At 66.4% G+C, this 19,995-nt stretch carries 17 protein-coding genes; 10 read left to right on the top strand and 7 right to left on the bottom strand.

Features of this window, described 5'->3' with window-relative positions; all coding sequences use genetic code 11:
* On the bottom strand, positions 1-928 hold a 928-nt coding region (cysD, locus tag JOZ00_RS05250), incomplete at its 3' end, for a sulfate adenylyltransferase subunit CysD (RefSeq protein ID WP_293340683.1).
* A gap of 187 nt (positions 929-1,115) precedes the next feature.
* Between cysD and JOZ00_RS05245 the strand changes: the two genes are divergently transcribed.
* Positions 1,116-1,559 (top strand): PaaI family thioesterase, encoded by a 444-nt coding sequence (locus JOZ00_RS05245; RefSeq protein ID WP_293340680.1) that lies wholly within the window; start codon positions 1,116-1,118, stop codon positions 1,557-1,559.
* A 4-nt stretch (positions 1,560-1,563) separates the two neighbouring features.
* On the opposite strand, the gene JOZ00_RS05240 is transcribed toward JOZ00_RS05245, so the two are convergent.
* Positions 1,564-2,055 carry a carbonic anhydrase gene (locus tag JOZ00_RS05240; protein WP_293340677.1) on the bottom strand — a complete coding sequence of 164 codons (492 nt, stop codon included), beginning with the start codon at positions 2,053-2,055 and terminating at the stop codon, positions 1,564-1,566.
* A gap of 215 nt (positions 2,056-2,270) precedes the next feature.
* Between JOZ00_RS05240 and JOZ00_RS05235 the strand changes: the two genes are divergently transcribed.
* Genes JOZ00_RS05235 through JOZ00_RS05220 form a run of 4 tightly spaced genes read left to right on the top strand, consistent with a single transcriptional unit; the run spans position 2,271 to position 7,725 of the window.
* Positions 2,271-3,248, top strand: a complete 978-nt coding sequence (locus JOZ00_RS05235; protein ID WP_293340674.1) for an ABC transporter permease — start codon at positions 2,271-2,273, stop codon at positions 3,246-3,248.
* A 49-nt stretch (positions 3,249-3,297) separates the two neighbouring features.
* A complete protein-coding gene (locus JOZ00_RS05230; RefSeq protein ID WP_293340672.1) occupies positions 3,298-4,221 on the top strand; it encodes an ABC transporter permease in 924 nt (307 codons plus the stop codon).
* Complete coding sequence (locus JOZ00_RS05225) at positions 4,218-6,056, top strand: ABC transporter ATP-binding protein (RefSeq protein ID WP_293340670.1); 1,839 nt, start codon at positions 4,218-4,220, stop codon at positions 6,054-6,056. Before JOZ00_RS05230 ends, JOZ00_RS05225 begins: the two co-directional genes overlap by 4 nt.
* Positions 6,049-7,725 (top strand): ABC transporter family substrate-binding protein, encoded by a 1,677-nt coding sequence (locus tag JOZ00_RS05220; RefSeq protein WP_293340668.1) that lies wholly within the window; start codon positions 6,049-6,051, stop codon positions 7,723-7,725. The genes JOZ00_RS05225 and JOZ00_RS05220 overlap by 8 nt, the downstream gene beginning before the upstream one ends.
* Here the strand turns inward: JOZ00_RS05220 and JOZ00_RS05215 are convergent.
* The 3 genes from JOZ00_RS05215 to JOZ00_RS05205 form a co-directional block, all read right to left on the bottom strand.
* On the bottom strand, positions 7,712-8,956 hold the full coding sequence (locus JOZ00_RS05215; protein WP_293340666.1) for an alpha/beta fold hydrolase: 1,245 nt from the start codon (positions 8,954-8,956) through the stop codon (positions 7,712-7,714). The genes JOZ00_RS05220 and JOZ00_RS05215 overlap by 14 nt on opposite strands.
* A 98-nt stretch (positions 8,957-9,054) precedes the next feature.
* The gene (locus JOZ00_RS05210) at positions 9,055-11,676 is read right to left on the bottom strand and encodes an AAA family ATPase (protein WP_293340664.1); all 2,622 of its coding nucleotides are present in this window, start codon (positions 11,674-11,676) and stop codon (positions 9,055-9,057) included.
* A complete protein-coding gene (locus JOZ00_RS05205) occupies positions 11,673-12,824 on the bottom strand; it encodes an exonuclease SbcCD subunit D (RefSeq protein WP_293340662.1) in 1,152 nt (383 codons plus the stop codon). The genes JOZ00_RS05210 and JOZ00_RS05205 overlap by 4 nt, the downstream gene beginning before the upstream one ends.
* A gap of 143 nt (positions 12,825-12,967) precedes the next feature.
* Between JOZ00_RS05205 and JOZ00_RS05200 the strand changes: the two genes are divergently transcribed.
* On the top strand, positions 12,968-13,471 hold the full coding sequence (locus JOZ00_RS05200) for a histidine phosphatase family protein (protein ID WP_293340660.1): 504 nt from the start codon (positions 12,968-12,970) through the stop codon (positions 13,469-13,471).
* Between the two features lie 15 nt (positions 13,472-13,486).
* Here JOZ00_RS05200 and JOZ00_RS05195 read toward each other — a convergent pair whose 3' ends face one another.
* Together JOZ00_RS05195 and JOZ00_RS05190 are read right to left on the bottom strand one after the other, a co-directional pair.
* Complete coding sequence (locus JOZ00_RS05195) at positions 13,487-14,041, bottom strand: DUF3558 domain-containing protein (RefSeq protein ID WP_293340658.1); 555 nt, start codon at positions 14,039-14,041, stop codon at positions 13,487-13,489.
* On the bottom strand, positions 14,038-14,544 hold the full coding sequence (locus JOZ00_RS05190; protein WP_293340656.1) for a DUF3558 domain-containing protein: 507 nt from the start codon (positions 14,542-14,544) through the stop codon (positions 14,038-14,040). Before JOZ00_RS05190 ends, JOZ00_RS05195 begins: the two co-directional genes overlap by 4 nt.
* Positions 14,545-14,774: 230 nt before the next feature.
* On the opposite strand from JOZ00_RS05190, the gene JOZ00_RS05185 reads away from it, so the two are divergent.
* The 4 genes from JOZ00_RS05185 to JOZ00_RS05170 all read left to right on the top strand — a co-directional run.
* The gene (locus tag JOZ00_RS05185; RefSeq protein WP_293340654.1) at positions 14,775-16,541 is read left to right on the top strand and encodes an ABC transporter ATP-binding protein; all 1,767 of its coding nucleotides are present in this window, start codon (positions 14,775-14,777) and stop codon (positions 16,539-16,541) included.
* Positions 16,538-18,412 carry an ABC transporter ATP-binding protein gene (locus JOZ00_RS05180; RefSeq protein ID WP_293340652.1) on the top strand — a complete coding sequence of 625 codons (1,875 nt, stop codon included), beginning with the start codon at positions 16,538-16,540 and terminating at the stop codon, positions 18,410-18,412. The genes JOZ00_RS05185 and JOZ00_RS05180 overlap by 4 nt, the downstream gene beginning before the upstream one ends.
* A 46-nt stretch (positions 18,413-18,458) precedes the next feature.
* Positions 18,459-19,655, top strand: a complete 1,197-nt coding sequence (locus JOZ00_RS05175; protein WP_293340650.1) for a BTAD domain-containing putative transcriptional regulator — start codon at positions 18,459-18,461, stop codon at positions 19,653-19,655.
* 213 nt (positions 19,656-19,868) lie between these two features.
* A partial coding sequence (locus JOZ00_RS05170; RefSeq protein ID WP_293340686.1) for a hypothetical protein occupies positions 19,869-19,995 on the top strand: 127 nt, incomplete at its 3' end.

Raw genomic sequence — 19,995 nt, 5'->3', positions numbered from 1 at the left:
AGAAGTACCCCTGCCGCTTGCGGTCTTCCATCCCGGCCTCCGAGATCCGGTCGTCGGCCCGGGTCGCGCCGCGTTCGGTCAGCCGGGACACCGCGGTCTCGGCGATGACCTCCTCCACGGTGGCGGCCTGCGATTCCACGCATCCGGTGCACGTGACATCGCCGACGGTGCGGAACCGCACGGTCGCCTCGAATACCGGCTCGTCGGCGTTCGGCTTCATGTTCCTGTCGACCGCCAGCAGCATGCCGTCACGACGAAAGACCTTGCGCTGGTGGGCGTAATAGATCGACGGCAACGCGATGTTCTCGGCGCCGATGTAGGACCAGATGTCGAACTCCGTCCAGTTGGACAGTGGGAACACCCGGATGTGCTCGCCCTTGTGATGGCGCCCGTTGTAGACGTTCCACAGCTCGGGCCGCTGCGCCTTGGGATCCCATTGACCGAACTCGTCGCGGAAACTGAACACCCGCTCCTTGGCGCGGGCCTTCTCCTCGTCGCGGCGCGCCCCGCCGAATGCGGCGTCGAACTTGTTCTCCCGGATGGCGCGCAGCAGTGTCACGGTCTGAATCGGGTTGCGGCCCTGCCGGGGCTCGACGACCCGCCCGGCGTCGATGTCCTCCTGGACCGAGGCGATCACCAGGCGCACGCCGTGCTCGGCCACTAACTCGTCGCGGGTCGCGATCACCTCGTCGAAGTTGTGTCCGGTGTCGACGTGCATGACCGGGAACGGCAGCCGGCCGGGGCGGAACGCCCGCAGCGCCAGATGCAGCATGACGATGGAGTCCTTGCCGCCCGAGAACAGCAGCACCGGACGCTCGAACTCCGCGGCCACCTCGCGAATGATGTGTATCGCTTCTGCCTCGAGCGAGCGCAGATGGCTCAATTCGTACTGGCCGGCCGCGGGGCCCGCCTTCAGATCGGCGGTCATAGCATCCTTAGTTAAATCTGGCAGAACTGACCATATTTAGAATCTTTGCCGTTTATACCAGCAGCTCGCGCGGATGCTGTCAAGCAGTCCATCGTCACGATGGCGCGGACGCCGGCCACCGGACGCATCGCGTCAAGACCGGCGCTCTCCCTTTCGCCGCTGGTTGGCGGTGCGAAAACATGGACGGATGACTTCTCCTTCGGGGCCCGACGGCCTGTCCACACCGTCCAGCGGTCGCGACGTCATCGCGGACTTCCTCCCGCAGTCACCGTTCGTCGCCAAGCTCGGCATCGTCGCGGACCGACTCGAACCGGACGAAGTCAGGCTGCGGCTGCCCTGGGATCCGTCCAACGTGACCGTCGGCGACATGGTCCACGGCGGCGCCATCGCCACCCTGGCCGACCTCACCATCATGGCGGCGGCGTGGTGTGGCGCCGAAGCGCCTCCCGAACTTCGCGGCGTGACGGTGTCGATGGCGCTGGACTTCATGGCCCCGGCGCGGGCCACCGACGTGATCGGCGTCGGCCGGGTCCTGCGGCGCGGCCGGTCGCTGGTCAACTGCGAGGCCGAGATCATCGACCCGCAGGGCAGGCTCGTCGCGAAGGCGCTCGCCATCTACAAGGTCGGCTGAGAAGTCAGGACGTGATTTCCTCGAGCTTGCCCGTGGCGACGTCGAAGACGAATCCGCGCACCGACACGTGCTTGGTCACGAACGGACTGCCCTCGATGCGGCGTATCGACTGGCGCACGTCCTCGGCGAGATCTGCGAAGGCCTCGGCCGCCCAGGACGGTTTGACGCCGGTCTCCTCCTGGATGGCGCGCTTGAACTCGTCGTCGGTGAAGGTGAGCATCCCGCAGTCGGTGTGGTGAATGAGGATGATCTCGCGGGTGCCCAGCAATCGTTGGCTGATGGCCAGGGAGCGGATCACGTCGTCGGTGATGACCCCGCCGGCGTTGCGGATGACGTGCGCCTCGCCCTCGTTCAGCCCGAGGATGCGGTAGACGTCGAGCCGGGCGTCCATGCACGCGACGACCGCGACGTGTTTGCCCGGCGGCATCGGCAATGGCCCCGAGAAGCTGCTCGCGTATTCTGCGTTATTGGCCAGGTAATCGTCGGTAACCGTCACGAGAGCCTCCTCGGGAGTAGCCGGAATGTGCCGCCTTGGCTGCACGGCTCGGTACCGCCGTGGATTTTAGCAATCGATCACGCGGCATTCATGCATGAGAATCAGCCGGATCGGAAGAGCGGCGGCCGCTCGGGCGCTGCAGACGCGGCGCTGTTCATCTCATCTTTTGGGGCTCGCTAACCTGTCCCAATGCGGTACGGGCGATGCGGTCGGGCATGACTCGTTTTCTGGCACGCCGCTTGCTCAACTACATCGTGCTGCTGGCGTTGGCGTCGTTTCTGACGTTCTGCCTGACGTCCTATGCGTTCCGGCCCCTGGACAGCCTGCTGCAGCGCAGCCCGCGGCCGCCGCAGGCCGTCATCGACGCCAAGGCCCACTCGCTCGGTTTGGACGAGCCCATTCCGATTCGCTACGCGCACTGGGCCTTGCACGCGGTACAAGGCGACTTCGGGAAGACCATCACCGGGCAGCCCGTCGGCACCACGTTGTGGCGGCGCGTGGGAGTAACCCTGCGGCTGCTGGTGATTGGCTCTCTGGTGGGCACCGTCGTGGGCATCGTGGCCGGCGCCTGGGGTGCCATCCGGCAGTATCGACTCAGTGATCGCGTCGTCACGCTGGTGGCGCTGCTGTTACTGAGCACCCCGACGTTCGTCATCGCGAGCCTGTTGATCCTCGGCGCCCTGCGGGTGAACTGGGCCTTGGGTATTCACCTGTTCGACTACACCGGGGAGACCTCACCGGGCGTGCAGGGCGGGGTGTGGCATCACCTCATCGACCGGCTGCGGCATCTGATCCTGCCGTCGCTGACGCTGTCACTGGCCGCCGCCGCGGGATACAGCCGCTATCAACGCAATGCGATGCTCGACGTCCTCGGTCAAGACTTCATTCGCACAGCGCGCGCCAAAGGACTCACGCGAAGGCGGGCACTCGTGAAGCATGGTTTGCGCACCGCGCTGATCCCGTTGGCCACCCTGTTCGCCTACGGGGTGGCCGGGCTGGTCACCGGGGCGGTGTTCGTCGAGAAGATCTTCGGCTGGCACGGGATGGGCGAATGGCTGGTGCAGGGCATCACGGCCCAGGACACCAACATCATCGCGGCGATCACGTTGTTCTCCGGCGCCGTGGTGTTGTTGGCCGGCCTGCTCTCCGATGTGTTCTACGCAGCGCTCGATCCGCGGGTCCGGGTGTCATGACGACCGCCGGCGACGATGCAGAGCGAAGCGATGCTGAGGAGTGGCGCAAATGACGACCGCTAAAAGCGTTGGCGCCCATGGTATCTCGAGCCCGGAAGTCGCGGCCTTCACCTCGCGCCGCACCCTGGTGTTACGCAGGTTTGCGCGCAACCGCATCGCGGTGGTGTCGCTGGCGCTGCTGGTGCTGCTGTTCGTCGGCTGCTACGCGCTGCCCGCGGTGCTGCCGTATTCCTACGATGACCTCGATTTCGACGCCCTGCTGCAGCCGCCGAACACCAAGCATTGGCTGGGCACCAACGCGCTGGGCCAGGACCTGCTGGCGCAGATCCTGCGGGGAATGCAGAAGTCGATGCTGATCGGCGTCTGCGTCGCGGTCATCTCCACCGGCATCGCCGCCACCGTCGGCTCGATCGCGGGCTATTTCGGCGGCTGGCGGGACCGGGCGTTGATGTGGGTCGTCGACCTGCTGCTGGTGGTGCCCAGCTTCATCCTGATCGCCATCGTCACCCCTCGAATCAAGAACTCGGCGAGCATCCTGATGCTCATTCTGCTGCTGGCCGGGTTCGGCTGGATGGTCAGCTCGCGCATGGTGCGCGGCATGACGATGAGTTTGCGAGAACGCGAATTCATCCGGGCCGCACGGTATATGGGTGTTTCCAGCCGTCGGATCATCGTCGGCCACGTAGTGCCCAACGTGGCATCCATCCTGATCATCGACGCCGCGCTCAACGTCGCCTCGGCGATCCTGGCCGAAACTGGCCTGAGCTTCCTCGGTTTCGGCATTCAGCCGCCCGACGTCTCGCTGGGCACGCTGATCGCCAACGGCACCCAGTCCGCCACCACTTTTCCGTGGGTGTTCCTGTTTCCGGCCGGGGTGTTGGTGCTGATTCTGGTGTGCGCCAACCTGACCGGCGACGGCCTGCGCGACGCGCTCGACCCCGGCAGCGCGATGGCCCGGGGCGGCCCGCGATGAGTCCGCTGTTGGAGGTCGCCGACCTGGCCGTCACCTTCCCGGCGGACGGGCAATCGGTGACCGCGGTGCGGGGCATCAGCTACAGCATCGCCCCGGGCGAAGTCGTGGCGATGGTCGGCGAGTCGGGCTCGGGCAAGTCCGTCTCGGCGATGGCCGTCGTTGGCCTGCTGCCGGACTACGCGCGGGTGCGCGGATCGGTCCGGTTGCACGACACCGAACTGCTGGGCCTCGGCGACGACGCGATGTCGCGGTTTCGCGGCAAGACGGTGGGGATGGTCTTTCAGGATCCGATGTCGGCGCTGACGCCCGTTTACACCGTCGGCGATCAGATCGCCGAGGCAATTGAAATCCACCAGCCACACCTGGGCAAGAAGACGGCTGGCCGCCGCGCGGTGGAACTTCTTGAGCTGGTCGGTATTTCGCAGCCGGAACGACGCGCGCGCGCCTTTCCGCACGAACTGTCCGGCGGTGAACGCCAACGGGTGGTCATCGCGATCGCGATCGCCAACGACCCCGACCTGTTGATCTGTGACGAACCCACCACCGCGCTGGATGTCACCGTGCAGGCGCAGATCCTCGAGGTGCTCAAGACGGCGCGTGACATCACCGGCGCCGGGGTGCTCATCATCACCCATGACCTCGGCGTGGTCGCGGAGTTCGCCGACCGGGCGCTGGTGATGTATGCCGGCCGGGTTGTGGAATCCGCCGAAGTGCACGACCTGTACCGAGATCGCCAGATGCCCTACACCGTGGGGCTATTGGGCTCGGTACCGCGGCTGGACGCCGCCCAGGGCGCCCGGCTGGTGCCGATCCCCGGTGCACCGCCGTCCCTGGCGGGACTGGACCCGGGCTGCCCCTTCGCCCCCCGCTGCCCGCTGGCCATCGACGAGTGCCGGACCGAGGAACCGGAATTGCTTTCGGTCGGTGCCGATCATCGGGCGGCCTGCATTCGCACCGAACAAGTCAATGGCCGCAGCGCGGCCGATATCTACGGAGTGAGCACCGAAGCGCCGAAAGCGGAATCCGGAGAGGGTCCGGTCGTCGTTGCGGTGCGCGATTTGGTGAAGACCTACCGCCTGAGCAAGGGTGTGGTGTTCCGCCGCACCGTCGGCGAAGTCCGCGCCGTGGACGGCGTCAGCTTCGAGTTGCGCCAGGGCCGCACCCTGGGCATCGTCGGCGAGTCCGGCTCCGGCAAGTCGACCACATTGCACGAGATCCTGGAACTCGCTGCGCCGCAATCGGGTTCGATCGAGGTGCTGGGCGACGATGTCAGCAGCCTTAGCGCGGCGCGCAGGCGGTCCCTGCGGCGCGACATTCAGGTCGTGTTCCAAGATCCGGTCGCGTCCCTGGACCCGCGGCTGCCGGTGTTCGATCTGCTCGCCGAGCCATTGCAGGCCAACGGATTCAGCAAGGCTGACATCAACGCACGCGTCGCCGAGCTGCTCGACGTCGTGGGACTGCGCCGCGCCGATGCGACACGCTACCCGGCCGAATTCTCCGGCGGCCAAAAGCAGCGAATCGGTATCGCGCGGGCGCTGGCTTTGCAACCCAAGATCCTGGCCCTCGACGAGCCGGTCTCCGCACTGGACGTCTCCATCCAGGCGGGGATCATCAACCTGCTGCTCGACCTGCAGGAGCGATTCGATCTGTCCTACCTTTTTGTCTCCCACGATCTTTCGGTAGTCAAACACCTCGCGCACGACGTGGTCGTGATGTATGCCGGCGCGATCGTGGAACAGGGCGACAGTCGGCAGGTTTTCAGCAATCCACAACACGAGTACACCCGGCGGTTGCTTTCCGCTGTGCCGCAACCGGATCCGAGCAAACGTGGTTAGGCACGTCGGCCGCCTCGCGGCGGCGCTTCTCGCCGTGGCCGTCGTGGCGTCCGGGTGCTCACCGGCCATCAACCTGGCCCCGGAATCCGGCCACAACGCCGCGATCGGCACGACGAGCGACATCAACCCGCGGGATCCCGCCACGTTGCAGGACGGCGGCGATCTGCGGCTCGCACTCAGCGACTTTCCGCCGAACTTCAACATTCTCAACATCGACGGCAACTCGGCCGAGGTCGCCGGAATGATGAAGGCCACCTTGCCACGGGCGTTCATCATCGGGCCGGACGGCTCGACGACGGTCGACACGAACTACTTCACCAGCGTCGAGCTCACCGGGACCAACCCGCAGGTGGTCACCTACACGATCAACCCGAAAGCGGTGTGGTCGGACGGCGCCCCGATCACCTGGGAAGACATCGCCAGCCAAATCCACGCCCTGAGCGGCGCCGACAAGAGCTTCGAGATCGCCGGGCCCAGCGGCGCCGACCGCGTCGCGTCGGTGACCCGCGGCGTCGACGACGGGCAGGCCATCATGACCTTTGCCAAACCGTATGCCGAGTGGCGAGGCATGTTCGCCGGCAACGGGATGCTGCTGCCCAAGAGCATGACGGCCACCCCGGAGGCGTTCAACAAGGGCCAGCTCGAGGGCCCCGGCCCGTCGGCCGGCCCGTTCATCGTCACATCGCTGGATCGCACCACCCAGCGGATTACGTTGAGCCGCAACCCGAAATGGTGGGGTCCACGCCCGCGACTGGACACGGTCACCTACCTCGTACTCGATGACGCGGCGCGGCTGCCGGCACTGCAGAACAACACGATCGATGCCTCCGGGGTCGGCACGGTGGACCAACTGACCATCGCGCAGCGCACCAAGGGCATCTCGATCCGGCGGGCGCCCGCCGCGGCCTGGTCTCACTTCACGTTCAACGGGGCGCCCGGGTCGATCCTGTCCGACAAGGCGCTTCGCATCGCCGTTTCCAAGGGAATCGACCGCCGCACCATTGCCAAGGTCGTCCAATACGGCCTCACCAGCGACCCGGTGGCCCTGGGCAACCACATCTACGTCGCCGGGCAGGAGGGCTACCAGGACAACAGCGCTATTGTCCCGTATGACCCGGCCGAGGCCGGCCGGGAGCTCGACGGCCTGGGATGGAAGCTCAACGGGAAGTTTCGGGAGAAGGACGGCCGCCCGCTGGTCATCCGCGATTTGTTCTATGACGCCCAGGGCAGTCGGCAGTTCGCCCAGATCGCGCAGCACAGCCTCGCGCAGATCGGCGTCAAGCTGGATCTGGTGGCCAGGGCCGGCAGCGGCTTCTTCACCAACTACATCAACGTCGGCGCCTTCGATATGGCCCAATTCGGTTGGCTCGGCGACGCATTCCCGCTGTCGGCGCTGACCCAGATCTACAAGTCGGACGGGGAAAGCAATTTCGGCAAGATCGGCAGCGCGCAGATCGACGACGCGATCGAGCGGACGCTCGAAGAACTCGACCCGGTGAAGGCGCGCGCGTTGGCCAACGATCTCGACAAACTCATCTGGGCGGAGGGGTTCAGCCTTCCGCTGACTCAGTCTCCGGGTGACGTCGCGGTGCGCAGCACGCTGGCCAATTTCGGCGCAGCCGGTTTGGCCGACCTGAACTACACCGCGATTGGATTCATGCGGAAGTGATTCGCCGCCGCAGTGGTTCGGGCACCGGCAGGGCACCCTCGACCGCGGCAGCCACCTCGATGGCCTTCCACAGTAGGCGGACCTCGGGGCGCGACGGAAGCTCGTCCAGCGTAGCCGCTTTGGCGGCGAGGCCGTCGAGCTCCCCGCGCCACACCGCCTGGGCGACGTTGAGCGCGGCCGGCTCACGGAAGTCAATTGCGCTGTGCGCCATGCTGGGCAGGTGCAAGAGCACGGACTCCGGCAGCAGTGCGGCGACCCGATGGGCCACCGCGGGCGGCGTGATGAGATCGCGGCCGCCCGAAACCACCGCGGTGGGCCAGTCGAAACGCGTCATCTCGTCGGCCAGGTCGTAGGGCTCGTCCTCGAACGTCGCTGTCTGAGTGTGTATTTCGCGCTCGGCCACGGCGGGGTCAAGGGGTAGTCCGTCAGGTTCGGCGGCGTAGTCGAGCTCGCGAAACGCGATGCGACTCACCAGGTCTTCCTCATATCGGTAGGGCAGGTTACTCAGGGTGGTGAACCGAGATAAGAGCCACCACAGCATTTTTCGGCCGTCCAGCAACAGGTCTAGCTGGCGGTCCAGCAGCGAGGCGCCACCGTAGCCATACATGGTCGCGACGATATGTGTAGCCGACGCGGGCATCCGCCCCGTTTCGACTAGCTTCCGCACTTTCGGCGCCAGCGCTTCGGTTTCGGGGCTGTCACCTCTGAGCAGCAGTCGCCGGATCGCTCGGCGCACGATCACAATGTCATCGTGCGACAGCAGCGGTGAGTCGAGCACCATCGCCCGCACCCGACTCGGGTGGCGCACACCGACTCCGGCCGCGATGTAGGTGCCGTACGACGCGCCATAGATGACGGCCGACTTCGCATGGGCGTCATCGAGCACCGCCGCCACATCGTCGACGACCTGGTTCACGCTGAACGCCTCTGGTGGCAGGTCGGCGCCCGAGTCGTCGTGGCGCGACATACCCACTCCGCGGTGTTCGATCATGATGACGTCGAGGCCCGCGGCCGCCGCGCGCCGCCGAAGCCCCTTGTACAGCTGCACCGACGCCACTCCCGGGCCTCCGGGGATGATGACCAGCGGGTGGGGCGATTTGCGGCCCGTGCGCACGTAGTACAGATCGAACTCGTCGGCAGAACCCGGCGAGACCGGCCGCCGGATGGGACGCACACCGGGCAATCCCTCGAGCTTCTCCTGGGCCCGGCGCCGCTTGGCATTCATCGTCATCCGTGTCGGCCCACCATGATCTCATTCTGCAGACGCGGCCGACACGCACCGGCGCATGGTCGCTAACCCCGGTATCGGCGCTGGTCAGCGGTCGATTGCTACGCCGAGAGGTCGATGCGGTGCGCGCCCTTGACCCCTTCGTAGCGATCGGGGCTGCAGGTCAGCACGATCACCTGCCCGTAACTGCCCACGCTGTCGAACAACTCCCCCATCTTCGTCAGCCGGTCGGGGTCGGTGAAGCCCAGCGCATCATCGACGACGACGGGGACGGCGTCCTCCTTGGCGACCAGTGCTGCCCCGGCCAGCCGCGCCAGGATGCCGAGTTGCTCCTTCGCGCCGCCGGACAGGGAGTCGTAGGGCACCGTGATGCCGTTCAGCGTGCGGCTGCGGATACACAGGTCGCTGTCGATGTCCACCTCGAAAGTCGGCCCGAAGACCGGGCGGCCGAGCCGCTGCAGTTCGGCGCGATAAGGCTCGACGTACCGCAGGCGGGTGGTGTCGCGGTGGCGCGCCATCACCGAGCGCAGCAGTTGCGCGGCCCGTGCCCGGCCACCGACCCGGGTGTGCTCGGCGGCGGCGTGCTCGCACTCGGTTTCCGCTGCGTCGAGCTTGCCTTGCCGACCCTCGCTGCCGAAGACCGCCAGTTCGATGGTGATCTCCCGCAACGCGCGGGAACCGTCTTCGTAGCGCTCGCGCAGCGACTCGTCTTCCTTTCTGGCGATGGCCAATTCGGCCTGCACCGCATCCGGCGCCGCGGCCGCCAGCTCGTTGGTGAGTTCGGTGACCCGCCGCTGGGCGACGTGCGCCGCTTGCAGCGCGGTGTCCGCCGATGACGCAAGATCCGCATCGCTGACCGAGGCCCGCTCCTGGGTCAGCCGTGCGCTAGCCGCGCTCAGTTCTGCGCGCTGAGCCTCCAATTTATTCTGCAAAACCGTTGTCTGCGTGAATGACTCGGCCAGTTTCGCGGCGGCGGCGGTGGCCGCAAGGCGGCGCGCATCGCATTCGGTATTCGCGGCACTGCGAGCCGTGTCAAGCGCGTCGAGTTCGGCGCGGGCGGTGCCGATGTCGGTCGCGAGGAGGTCGGGCTCGTCCGGTAGCGAGGTCCGCAACTGCGCCAGCCGCGACCGCAACTGGTCGGCCTGTTCGTCGCCGCACAGGCCCGCGAGAGTGGCGCTCAGCTGATCGCGGCTGCCCTGCAGATCGCGGCGGCGCTGGTCGGCGGCTCGCGCGCCGGCAAGGTCGGCCACCTCGCCAGCGGCCAACGCGGCATTCATTTCTTCTTGTGCCGCGGCATATTTCGCACGGACGTCGAGCGTGGTGGCGCCCGGGATGACCCACGCGGTCAAGATGCCGGGGACTTCCACCGTGGTTGGGCCCGCTGCCGTGATCGACCAGCTCTGACCCGATGACAACGCAACCTGTTGGTCGCCGACAACGAGTTGGATGTCGGCAGCGGCGGTGAGTTCGACCGCCGCCGATGTCAACGCCAACTGGTCACCGATGCGATCGACAGCGGCCGCTGCGTCCTCGATGCGCCGCAGCAACTCCGCCGTGATGGCAATCGTGGTGAGCTCTGCGGAGACGCGGTCGCGGTCCCCTTCGATGGCATCGATCTTGGCCAGTCGGGCGGTCAACCGGTCGGCCTCCTCGCGGCGGGCGAGCAGGTCCACGGTGCGCCGGGTGACCTCGGCGCGGCGTTGCAGGTCGACAAGCAACTCGGTGGCCTCGTGGACCGCGGCGTCGGCGGCCTCGCCCTCGGCGACTGCGGCCGCGCGCGCATCGGCGGCGTGCTGCGCTTCGGCTTCGACAGCCGCGATACCGGCTGTGCGGGTGTCGATTTCGGCGAGCAAGTCTCGGCGGCGGTCGTGGGCGGTGCCCGCCGCTTCGCTATTCGCCACCGCTGCGGCGGCGACCAGTTCGGCTTCCCGGGCCTGCGCGGTGAGTTCGGCGATCTTGTCCGCGGCGTTCTGTGCGGCGGCCAGTCGCGGGCCGGCGGCGAGCCGCTGCTGCGACAACTCGGCCACCTGCTCGGTGAGCGTCGCGTGGCGAGATACCCGGTCGTCGACCTCGGCCACTGCCGCGACGCACTCGGCGACCGCGGCCTCCGCGTCGGCCAGCCGCGAAATCACCGCGGCCCACTCGCCCGTGGGCCGCCCGGTGGGAGTGAAGTACCGGCCGTACTCGGCGTCGATTCGTTCGATCAGCAACGGCTCGGTGCCCGACAGCGCGGCGTTGTCCCCGGCGGCGACATCGAGCGCACGCGAAAGTGCGTCGCAGCCAGACAAATTCACCGCCGTTGTCGAGGCGGCCTGCAGCACCCGCTGGGCATGCCACAGATCGCTGTCCACCGTCTCGGCCAGCATCGCCCGGACTCGCTCGTGGGCCTCGTCGCCGGTCAGCTGTTCGCGGTACGGCTTCAACAGCGTCAGTTCCGTTTCGCACTTCTTGTGAAACCGCTTGCGGTAGGCGAAACGATAAGGACCACAGCTTATTTCGGCGGCGACCTCGGATCCCACGTCGCTGTGAGTGGGCTTGACCTGTTTGACTTCTTTCTTCGTCGAGCGGTCCCTGGATTCCAGGAGCAGGTCCAGGGCTTCGATCATCGACGACTTGCCGATCTCGTTGGCGCCGTTCACCACAACCACTCCGTGGTCCGGGAACTCGATCTCTCGGTGCGCGATTCCGCGGTAGTTGTTCAGCACCAGCCGGTGCAGTTTCATGCAGCACCCCGATCGGTGAGCCGGAGCAAAAGAGCCAGCGCCGCCTGCGCGTCCGCGGCGGTCGCGTTGTCCCCCTCGCGCGCCGTCTCCACTAATTCGTCGACGGCCGCAGCGGCGAATCCGCCGATGCCGAGATCGCTGAATTCGCCGTCGGCGGGAATGACCGCGAGATCGGTGTGGCGTTCCCACTGGCCCAGCCAGGCGAAGAGCCGAGAGTATTTGTCCAGGCAGGAATCCAGCGCGGCACGGTCGGTGACGGTCAGCGACCCGGTCAGCGCCAGGCGCACCACGGTGCGGTCCTTCTCGGTCATCAGGTCCAGGTTCATGTCCAGGTCCGCGATGTCGCGGCTGGTGTCGACCTGCCGGTGCATCGTGACGAACCGCCAGCGACCGATGTGCCGGGACTCCACGGTGACGCCGCGCCGGGGGTCGCTGTCGTCGATGTCGACGATGAGAACGTGACCCGGGTCGGATTCGACGTCGTCGAAGTTGGTGACTTCCGGTGAGCCGGAGTACCACACCCGGCCGGTCTCCCCGACCTGGGTGAGCGAATGCTTGTCCCCCAGCGCCACATAGTGCAGCGCGCCGCGGTCCAACGCTTCGTCGAGCTTGGCGAGCCGGATCAGCGATGGCTTGTCGCGGTCGGGGTCCAAGACGTCGACGCCGCCGTGAGCGACGAGCACCCGGGTCACCGGAGCCGCAGCCAGGTCCACCAGCACGTCGGCTACCAGGTCGGTGGTCGGGGCCTTCGAGCGCCACGGCGCGGCGACGATTTCCAGGCCGGGGCGAACCTCGTGGACACCGGCCCGGTCGAGCACCACCACGTTGTCGGGACATTCAGCGGTGAACAGCGCGCTGGTGTACACCGAGGACGCGTCGAGCGGATCGTGGTTGCCCGGAAGCAGGTACACGGGAATCCCGATGGCGCGCATGGCTTCCAGGGATTGCCCGATCACTTTCGGGGGAAGCTGATTGTGCTCGAAGACATCGCCGGCGACGACGACGAACTCGGCACCCACCTGCGCGGCGAGGGCGCCAAGATCGGCCACCGCGTCGCGGCGGGCCGCCGAATACCGCGGCTGGGCATCGCCGGCGAGGAAGTGTCGAGTCATGCCGAGTTGCCAGTCGGCGGTGTGCAGGAATCGCATGCCATAACCCCCTTTCGAAGTGCGTGAATACCAGGGCATCGCGAGTTTAGGTCTGCGGACCGACAAGACGGGGGACCTCGCCCGGCAGGTCTCTCAAGACAGGTGCTGGCGGTAGCGGCGCCCCGTTGGTTAGCGTGACTTCCGTGGACAGCCCGCGCACCTTGCTATTGATGCGTCACGCGAAATCCGACTACCCGCCCGGCGTGGCCGACCACGATCGGCCGTTGGCTCGCCGCGGCATCCGACAAGCCGGACTGGCCGGAGACTGGCTGCGCGCCAACTTCCATGCCATAGACGGCGTGCTGTGCTCCACGGCAACACGTGCCCGAGAGACGTTGGCGAACACCCGAATCGACGCCCCCGTGCAGTTCACCGGGCGACTCTACGACGCCACACCCGGCATCATGATCGAGGAGATCAACACGACGAGCGACGGGGTGAGGACCCTGCTCGTTGTCGGCCACGAGCCGACGATGTCCACCCTGGCGCTCGTCCTAGCAGGCGATGACGGCACCGATGCCCCTGTAGCCCAACGTATTTCGACCAAGTTTCCTACGTCGGCGATCGCCGTGCTGTCGGTGCCGTGCGGGTGGAAAAACCTGGAACTCGGTCGGGCCGCGCTGATCGGCTTCGAGATTCCGCGCTGAGCCGCGCTGCCGGCCTTAGGAGTTGGTGGCGAGCGTCAGTTCCATCAACTTGATGGCCTGCCCGCAGGCGTCGATGCCGGGCGCCTGCGGGTTGATCCACCATCCGACCACGCCCGCGGCGTCGCTGGCCACTCCGCACGCGCCGTTCGCGTCGTCGGGGTGCATCACGATCGAATCGATCCCCGCGATATTGCGGCTCTCGATCTTGTACTTCAAGAATTCGGCGACCTTGCGCTCGTTGGCGAGGCTGCCCTGCTCGAACCAGAACCGGGTGATGTCGATCAGACCGGCCGGGTTGGCGGCCTGCCACCGGCAGATCGCGCCGACGAAGGTGCTCTGAATGTCGAGCGGATCGGCGCCCACGGTCTTGGCCAGGATGTCGCTCGTCAGCACCTCACACTCTTTGAGCAGGTTCGGGTACTGCTGCTGGGAGTTGTTGTTGCGCGGCACCGAACCCGAGCCGGCCTTCACCGCGTTACCGGCGACCGAGCGCGAACAGCCGGTCAACACCAGCAGCGCGGCGATCAACACCGCTGCGACGACACGGACGCTGCTACCGGAGCGGGTCATTTCGAGTTCGCAATCGATTGACGAGCCAGTTCTTTGGCTATGTCGCAGGGCGGCGGGAAGGGCTTTTGACTGAAGCTGATCGACCATTCGACGAAGTCGTCCTGGAACTGGATGCCCACCTCACACAGGGAGTCACCCAGGTTGGGTTCGTTGCCGACGGCGATGAAACCGCCGTGGCCGTTGATGTTGATGTCTTCGACGCTGGCGCGCGAGAGCTCCTCGGTCTTGCGCTCGCGTCCGATCGGACTGCCGCGGTACCAGGAGAAGGAGAAGTGCGGGCCGAGGATGCCGCCGCCCGCGAGCCACTGGCACCCCACGGAGTTACGGGCGGTGTTGATCAGCCCGTTGACCTTGGTCAGCTCCGCCACCGATTGATCGGTGACGCCGCCGCACTGCGGGAACATCGGCCCATGGTGGCCCTCCCCGCTGCCCGGCGCCGTCGACGATGTCGCTCCCGGCTTACCGCCGCCGGAATCGGAGCAGGCTGCGACCGCGGGGAGCATGATCGTCAAGGCTGACGCCGCAAGAGCCAGCGCCGTCGCGTTACGCCGCACAGCTACCCCGCTTCTGTTCAGCCTGCTGCTGGTCCACACGATGCACTGTAGCGGCAGCTCAGCGGGTCAACCACCGACGCGCCTGAGCAGGCGTTTCGCGTCTGCCGGTCGGAGCGGCGCGTGTGTTGGCCGTCCGCCGGTTGAGGGAACCGCCTGTTGCGGTATGCAACAGTTACCCCATGCTCCTGGCACTGCTGCGCCAGTACATCCGGCCGTACCGCCGGCTGGTCGCGGTGCTGATGGTGCTCCAACTGGTCAGCACCCTGGCGTCGCTGTACCTGCCGACGGTCAACGCCGCGATCATCGATCAAGGCGTCGCCAGGGGTGACACGGCCACCATCGTTCGGCTCGGCATGGTGATGCTCTGCGTCACCGGTCTGCAGGTGTTGTGCGCGGTCGGTGCCGTCTACTTCGGCTCCCGGGCGGGGATGGGCTTCGGCCGCGACCTGCGCTGGGCGATGTTCGAACACGTCACCACCTTCTCCGAGCGCGAGACCGCGCGATTCGGCACGCCCACACTGTTGACGCGCAGCACCAACGACATCCGGCAGATCCAATATCTTGTTCAGATAACGGGCACCGTGCTGGTCACCGCGCCGATCATGTGTCTCGGCGGAATCTTCATGGCCATCCGCCAGGAGGCCGCGTTGGCGTGGCTGCTGTTGGTCAGCGTTCCGATCATGGGCGTGACCAACTACTGGGTGATGGCCCACATGCTGCCGCTGCTGCGCAGGATGCAGGGCCTGATCGACGGCATCAATCGGGTGATGCGCGACCAGCTGGCCGGCGTCCGGGTCGTGCGCGCCTTCGCCCGCGAGGGCTTGGAGCGTGACCGCTTCGCTCGCGCCAACGCCGCACTGTCGAATACCGCGCTGCGCACCGGCAACTGGCAGGCGCTGATGCTGCCAGTGACCACGCTGACCATCAACGTGTCCAGCGTCGCGCTCATCTGGTTCGGCGGCCTGCGCATCGATCGCGGCCAAATGCAGGTCGGCTCGCTGACCGCCTTTCTCGCGTACTTCACCCAGATCCTGATGGCGGTGGTGATGGCGGCCATGACGCTGGTGGTGCTGCCGCGAGCCGCCGTGTGCGCCGAACGAATCACCGAGGTGCTGTCCACCCCTGCCGCGGTCGACGACCCGCAGAATCCCAAGTACCCGCCGCACGGGATCACCGGGGCGGTGCGGCTGGACGGCGCGACGTTCACCTATCCGGGTGCCGACAAGCCTGTGCTGCAAGACATTTCATTCACTGCCAGGCCCGGCACCACCACGGCCGTCGTCGGCAGCACCGGCTCGGGAAAGTCGACGTTGGTGTCGCTGATCTGCCGGCTCTACGACGTGACCGGCGGCGCGGTCCTGATCGACGACGTCGACGTCCGCGATTACCGCACCGAGCGGCTTTGGTCCGCGATCGGGCTGGTCCCCCAGCGCGGCTACCTCTTCTCCGGCACCGTCGCGGACAACCTGCGCTACGGCAAGTCCGACGCAAGCGACGCGGAGATGTGGGAGGCCTTGCGGGTGGCCGACGCCGACGGATTCGTCCGGCGACACGGCCCGGCGGACAACGGCCTGCACATGCGCGTCGCCCAGGGCGGGATCAATCTCTCCGGCGGGCAGCGCCAACGACTGGCCATCGCGCGTGCCGTCATCCACCGTCCCGCCATCTTCTTGTTCGACGATTCGTTCGCCGCCCTCGACGTGCACACCGATTCACGGGTACGCGCCGCGTTGCGTCAGATTGCCCACGCCGCCACGGTTATCATTGTCACTCAACGGGTTTCGATCGCCGCCGGGGCAGATCAGGTGATTGTCATCGACGACGGGCGACTGGTGGGCGCGGGCACGCACGAGTCGCTGCTGACCGAGTGCACCACCTATGCGGAGTTCGCCGACTCGCAGTCGATGAGCGTGGTGCGATCGGGTCACGTCGGCGGTTCGGCATGACGACCGCCACCGATAAGGCTCGCTCCCTTGACTTCTGGGGCTCGGCCGCCCGACTGGTGAAACGCCTTGCACCACAACGCAGACTGAGCATCGCGGTGATCACGGTGGGTATCGTCGGCACGGCGATCGGCGTCATCGTGCCGCGGATCCTCGGGCACGCGACCGACCTGCTGTTCAACGGCGCCATCGGCCGCCGGCTGCCTGCGGGAATCAGCAAGGCGCAGGCCGTCTCCGCCGCCCGGGCCCGCGGAGACAACACCTTTGCCGATCTGCTCTCGGGCATGAATGTGGTGCCGGGCCAAGGTGTCGACTTCGGAGCGGTCGCGCGGACGCTGGCGCTGGCGTTGGGCCTGTATCTGGTTTCCGCGGTGCTGATTTGGGCGCAGGCGCGGCTACTCAACGTCACCGTGCAGCGCACCATGGTCGCACTGCGTTCGGACGTCGAAGACAAGGTTCACCGGCTGCCGTTGTCGTATTTCGATGGGAGACAACGCGGTGAGCTGCTGAGCCGGGTCACCAACGATATCGACAACGTTCAATCGTCGATTGCGATGACGATCAGCCAACTGCTGACATCGATCCTGACCGTGGTGGCGGTACTGGCGATGATGATCTCCATTTCACCGCTGCTCGTGTTGATCACCTTGCTGACGGTGCCGCTGTCGCTGCTGGCCACCCGGACGATTGCCCGACGCTCCCAGCGGCTGTTCCGGGCGCAGTGGACGAGCATCGGACGCCTCAACGCCCACATCGAGGAGACCTACAGCGGATTCACGGTGGTCAAGACCTTCGGCCACCAGGCCGCGGCGCGCGAGCAGTTCCGCAACCTCAACGACGACGTGTACCGGGCCAGCTTCGGCGCCCAGTTCTTCTCCGGGCTGGTCTCTCCGGCAACGACGTTCGTCGGCAACCTCGGCTACGTCGCGGTCGCGGTGGTGGGCGGCCTGCAGGTGGCCACCGGGCAGATCAGCATCGGGAGTATCCAGGCGTTCATCCAATACGTCCGCCAGTTCAACGGCCCATTGAGTCAGGTGGCCGGGATGTACAACACCCTGCAGTCCGGCGTGGCCAGCGCCGAGCGGGTGTTCAATCTGCTCGATGAGCCCGAGGAGTCGCCGGACCCCGGGCTGGCGCTGCCGCTTAACGCGCAACCGAGTGGCCGTGTCGAGTTCGAGCACGTGAACTTTGCCTACCGCGCGGGCACCCCGGTGATCGAAGACCTGTCGATGGTCGCGGAGCCGGGGAGCACGGTGGCGATCGTCGGGCCCACCGGAGCGGGGAAGACCACGCTGGTGAACCTGCTCATGCGGTTCTACGACGTCGACTCCGGGCGGATTCTCGTTGACGGGGTTGACATCACGACGGTGAGCAGACAGTCGCTGCGATCGCGAATCGGCATGGTGCTGCAAGACACCTGGTTGTTCGACGGGACGATCGCGGAGAACATCGCCTATGGCCGCCCCGACGCCACCGAAGACGAGGTGAGACAGGCCGCGAAAGCCGCCTACGTCGACCGGTTCGTGCACACGCTGCCGGCGGGCTACCAGACCCGGATCAGCGGCGACGGCGCCAACATCAGCGCCGGCGAGAAGCAACTCATCACCATCGCACGCGCGTTTCTGGCACGCCCGCAACTGTTGATCCTTGACGAGGCGACCAGTTCGGTCGACACCCGCACCGAGGTCCACATCGCGCACGCCATGAGCGATCTCCGCCGAGATCGGACGAGTTTCATTATCGCGCATCGGCTTTCGACCATCCGTGATGCCGACCGCATCATCGTGGTCGAGGCCGGCCGGATCGTTGAACAAGGCAGTCACGCCGAGCTGTTGACCCGGCGCGGCTCCTACTATGCGATGACTAAGGCCTGACGCAGGCTTTGCAGGGTGATACCGAATCCACCGGGTTCGTATCAGAATGTCAAGTTATGACGATTGCCTGGCACCCGGCGGGCCGGTAGCCGCGATGGTGGACAAACATCTCGAATTCGGTCTGCTCGGACCGTTGGAGATGAGCGTCGACGGCGCCCGCGTACCGCTCGGCACCCCCAAACAGCGGGCGGTGCTGGCCATGCTGCTGATGAACCGCAACAGTCCGGTCGGCGTCGAGAGGCTGATCACTGCCCTGTGGGAAGGACACCCGCCGTCGGGGGCGCGGGCGAGCATTCATTCCTACGTCTCCAACCTTCGTAAACTGCTCAGCGGTGCCGGCATCGATCCGCGACAGGTGTTGGTTGCGGCGCCGCCGGGATATCGACTCAACATCGCTGAAAACGATTACGATCTCGGACGATTCATCGCCGAAAAGACCGCGGGCGTGCACGCGGCGGCCGGCGACCGGTTCGATCGAGCGACCGAGCACTTGAGCGCCGCGTTGAGCGAATGGCGCGGACCCGTCCTGGAGGACCTTCGTGAGTTCGAGTTCGTCGACACCTTCGCAACGTCCTTTATCGAGGAGAAGATCCTCGTCCACACCGCGAAGGCGGAGGCCGAAATCGCCTGCGGGCACGCCGCTGTCGTGATCCCCGAACTGGAAGCCCTGATCGTCGAACACCCCTACCGCGAGCCGCTCTGGGCCCAGTTGATCACCGCCTACTACCTCACCGATCGGCAGTCCGACGCGTTGGCCGCGTACCGCCGTGTGAAGACGACGCTCGCTGACGAACTTGGGATCGACCCGGGCCCGACCCTGCGGTCGCTCAATGACCGGGTTTTGCGGCAGGAACCTCTGGACGTCAAGCGAACCGCCCAAACGGCCGCCGCCGGTACGGTCACCGTGCTCGAACAGCACACGATGGCTTCGGGCCAGAAGGCCGTCGCCTATCTAAAGGACACGTCGGGGCGCAGCTATCCGCTGCAAGCGGTAAGCACGAGGATCGGACGTCTCGGCGACAACGACATCGTCCTCGACAATCCCAAAGTCAGCCGCCACCACGCCGTCATCATCGATACGGGTACCAGCTACATCATCAACGATCTCAAGTCGTCGAACGGGGTGCATGTGGAGCACCAGCGGATCCGTTCCGCCGTCACGCTGCACGATGGCGACCACATCCGCATCTGCGACGAAGAATTCACCTTCCAGATCGGCGCGGACGGCCAGGGCGAGCGATAGGGCGAAACGGTCTGCCGTGCAAGGGCTTACCGAACGGACCGGCGAGCGCTGTCCGCAGGGCGCCGAAATCCGGCGAATGTCGTGCGATCGGGTGTCCGGGGGCTTACGGTCATGGTTGCTGGGTCAGTGGTCGCGTTCGGTTGGTTTGCCTGTGAATTGTCAGCGGGTCGGCGGCTCGGCGGGTGCTCGGTAGGTGATGGTGGAGGATGGGCGATGAGTGATGAGCAGGCCTCGCGGGTGGGGTCGATGTTTGGCCCTTATCACCTGAAACGGCTGTTGGGCCGTGGTGGGATGGGCGAGGTTTATGAGGCCGAGCACACCGTCAAGGAGTGGACGGTGG

It is taken from the genome of Mycobacterium sp. (assembly GCF_019243155.1).
Classification (GTDB): Bacteria; Actinomycetota; Actinomycetes; order Mycobacteriales; family Mycobacteriaceae; genus Mycobacterium.
Note: the sequence above shows the minus strand (reverse complement) of the source record. Positions and strands in the feature narration are given on the sequence as shown.

Excerpts from the sequence above, each read along its gene's own strand:
- JOZ00_RS05230 (WP_293340672.1), top strand. The coding sequence starts at position 3,298 with ATGACGACCGCTAAAAGCGTTGGCGCCCATGGTATCTCGAGCCCGGAA.
- JOZ00_RS05215 (WP_293340666.1), bottom strand. The coding sequence starts at position 8,956 with ATGACGATGAATGCCAAGCGGCGCCGGGCCCAGGAGAAGCTCGAGGGA.
- JOZ00_RS05225 (WP_293340670.1), top strand. The coding sequence starts at position 4,218 with ATGAGTCCGCTGTTGGAGGTCGCCGACCTGGCCGTCACCTTCCCGGCG.
- JOZ00_RS05185 (WP_293340654.1), top strand. The coding sequence starts at position 14,775 with ATGCTCCTGGCACTGCTGCGCCAGTACATCCGGCCGTACCGCCGGCTG.
- JOZ00_RS05190 (WP_293340656.1), bottom strand. The coding sequence starts at position 14,544 with ATGCTCCCCGCGGTCGCAGCCTGCTCCGATTCCGGCGGCGGTAAGCCG.
- JOZ00_RS05180 (WP_293340652.1), top strand. The coding sequence starts at position 16,538 with ATGACGACCGCCACCGATAAGGCTCGCTCCCTTGACTTCTGGGGCTCG.
- JOZ00_RS05195 (WP_293340658.1), bottom strand. The coding sequence starts at position 14,041 with ATGACCCGCTCCGGTAGCAGCGTCCGTGTCGTCGCAGCGGTGTTGATC.
- JOZ00_RS05210 (WP_293340664.1), bottom strand. The coding sequence starts at position 11,676 with ATGAAACTGCACCGGCTGGTGCTGAACAACTACCGCGGAATCGCGCAC.
- JOZ00_RS05205 (WP_293340662.1), bottom strand. The coding sequence starts at position 12,824 with ATGCGATTCCTGCACACCGCCGACTGGCAACTCGGCATGACTCGACAC.
- JOZ00_RS05235 (WP_293340674.1), top strand. The coding sequence starts at position 2,271 with ATGACTCGTTTTCTGGCACGCCGCTTGCTCAACTACATCGTGCTGCTG.
- JOZ00_RS05245 (WP_293340680.1), top strand. The coding sequence starts at position 1,116 with ATGACTTCTCCTTCGGGGCCCGACGGCCTGTCCACACCGTCCAGCGGT.
- JOZ00_RS05175 (WP_293340650.1), top strand. The coding sequence starts at position 18,459 with ATGTCAAGTTATGACGATTGCCTGGCACCCGGCGGGCCGGTAGCCGCG.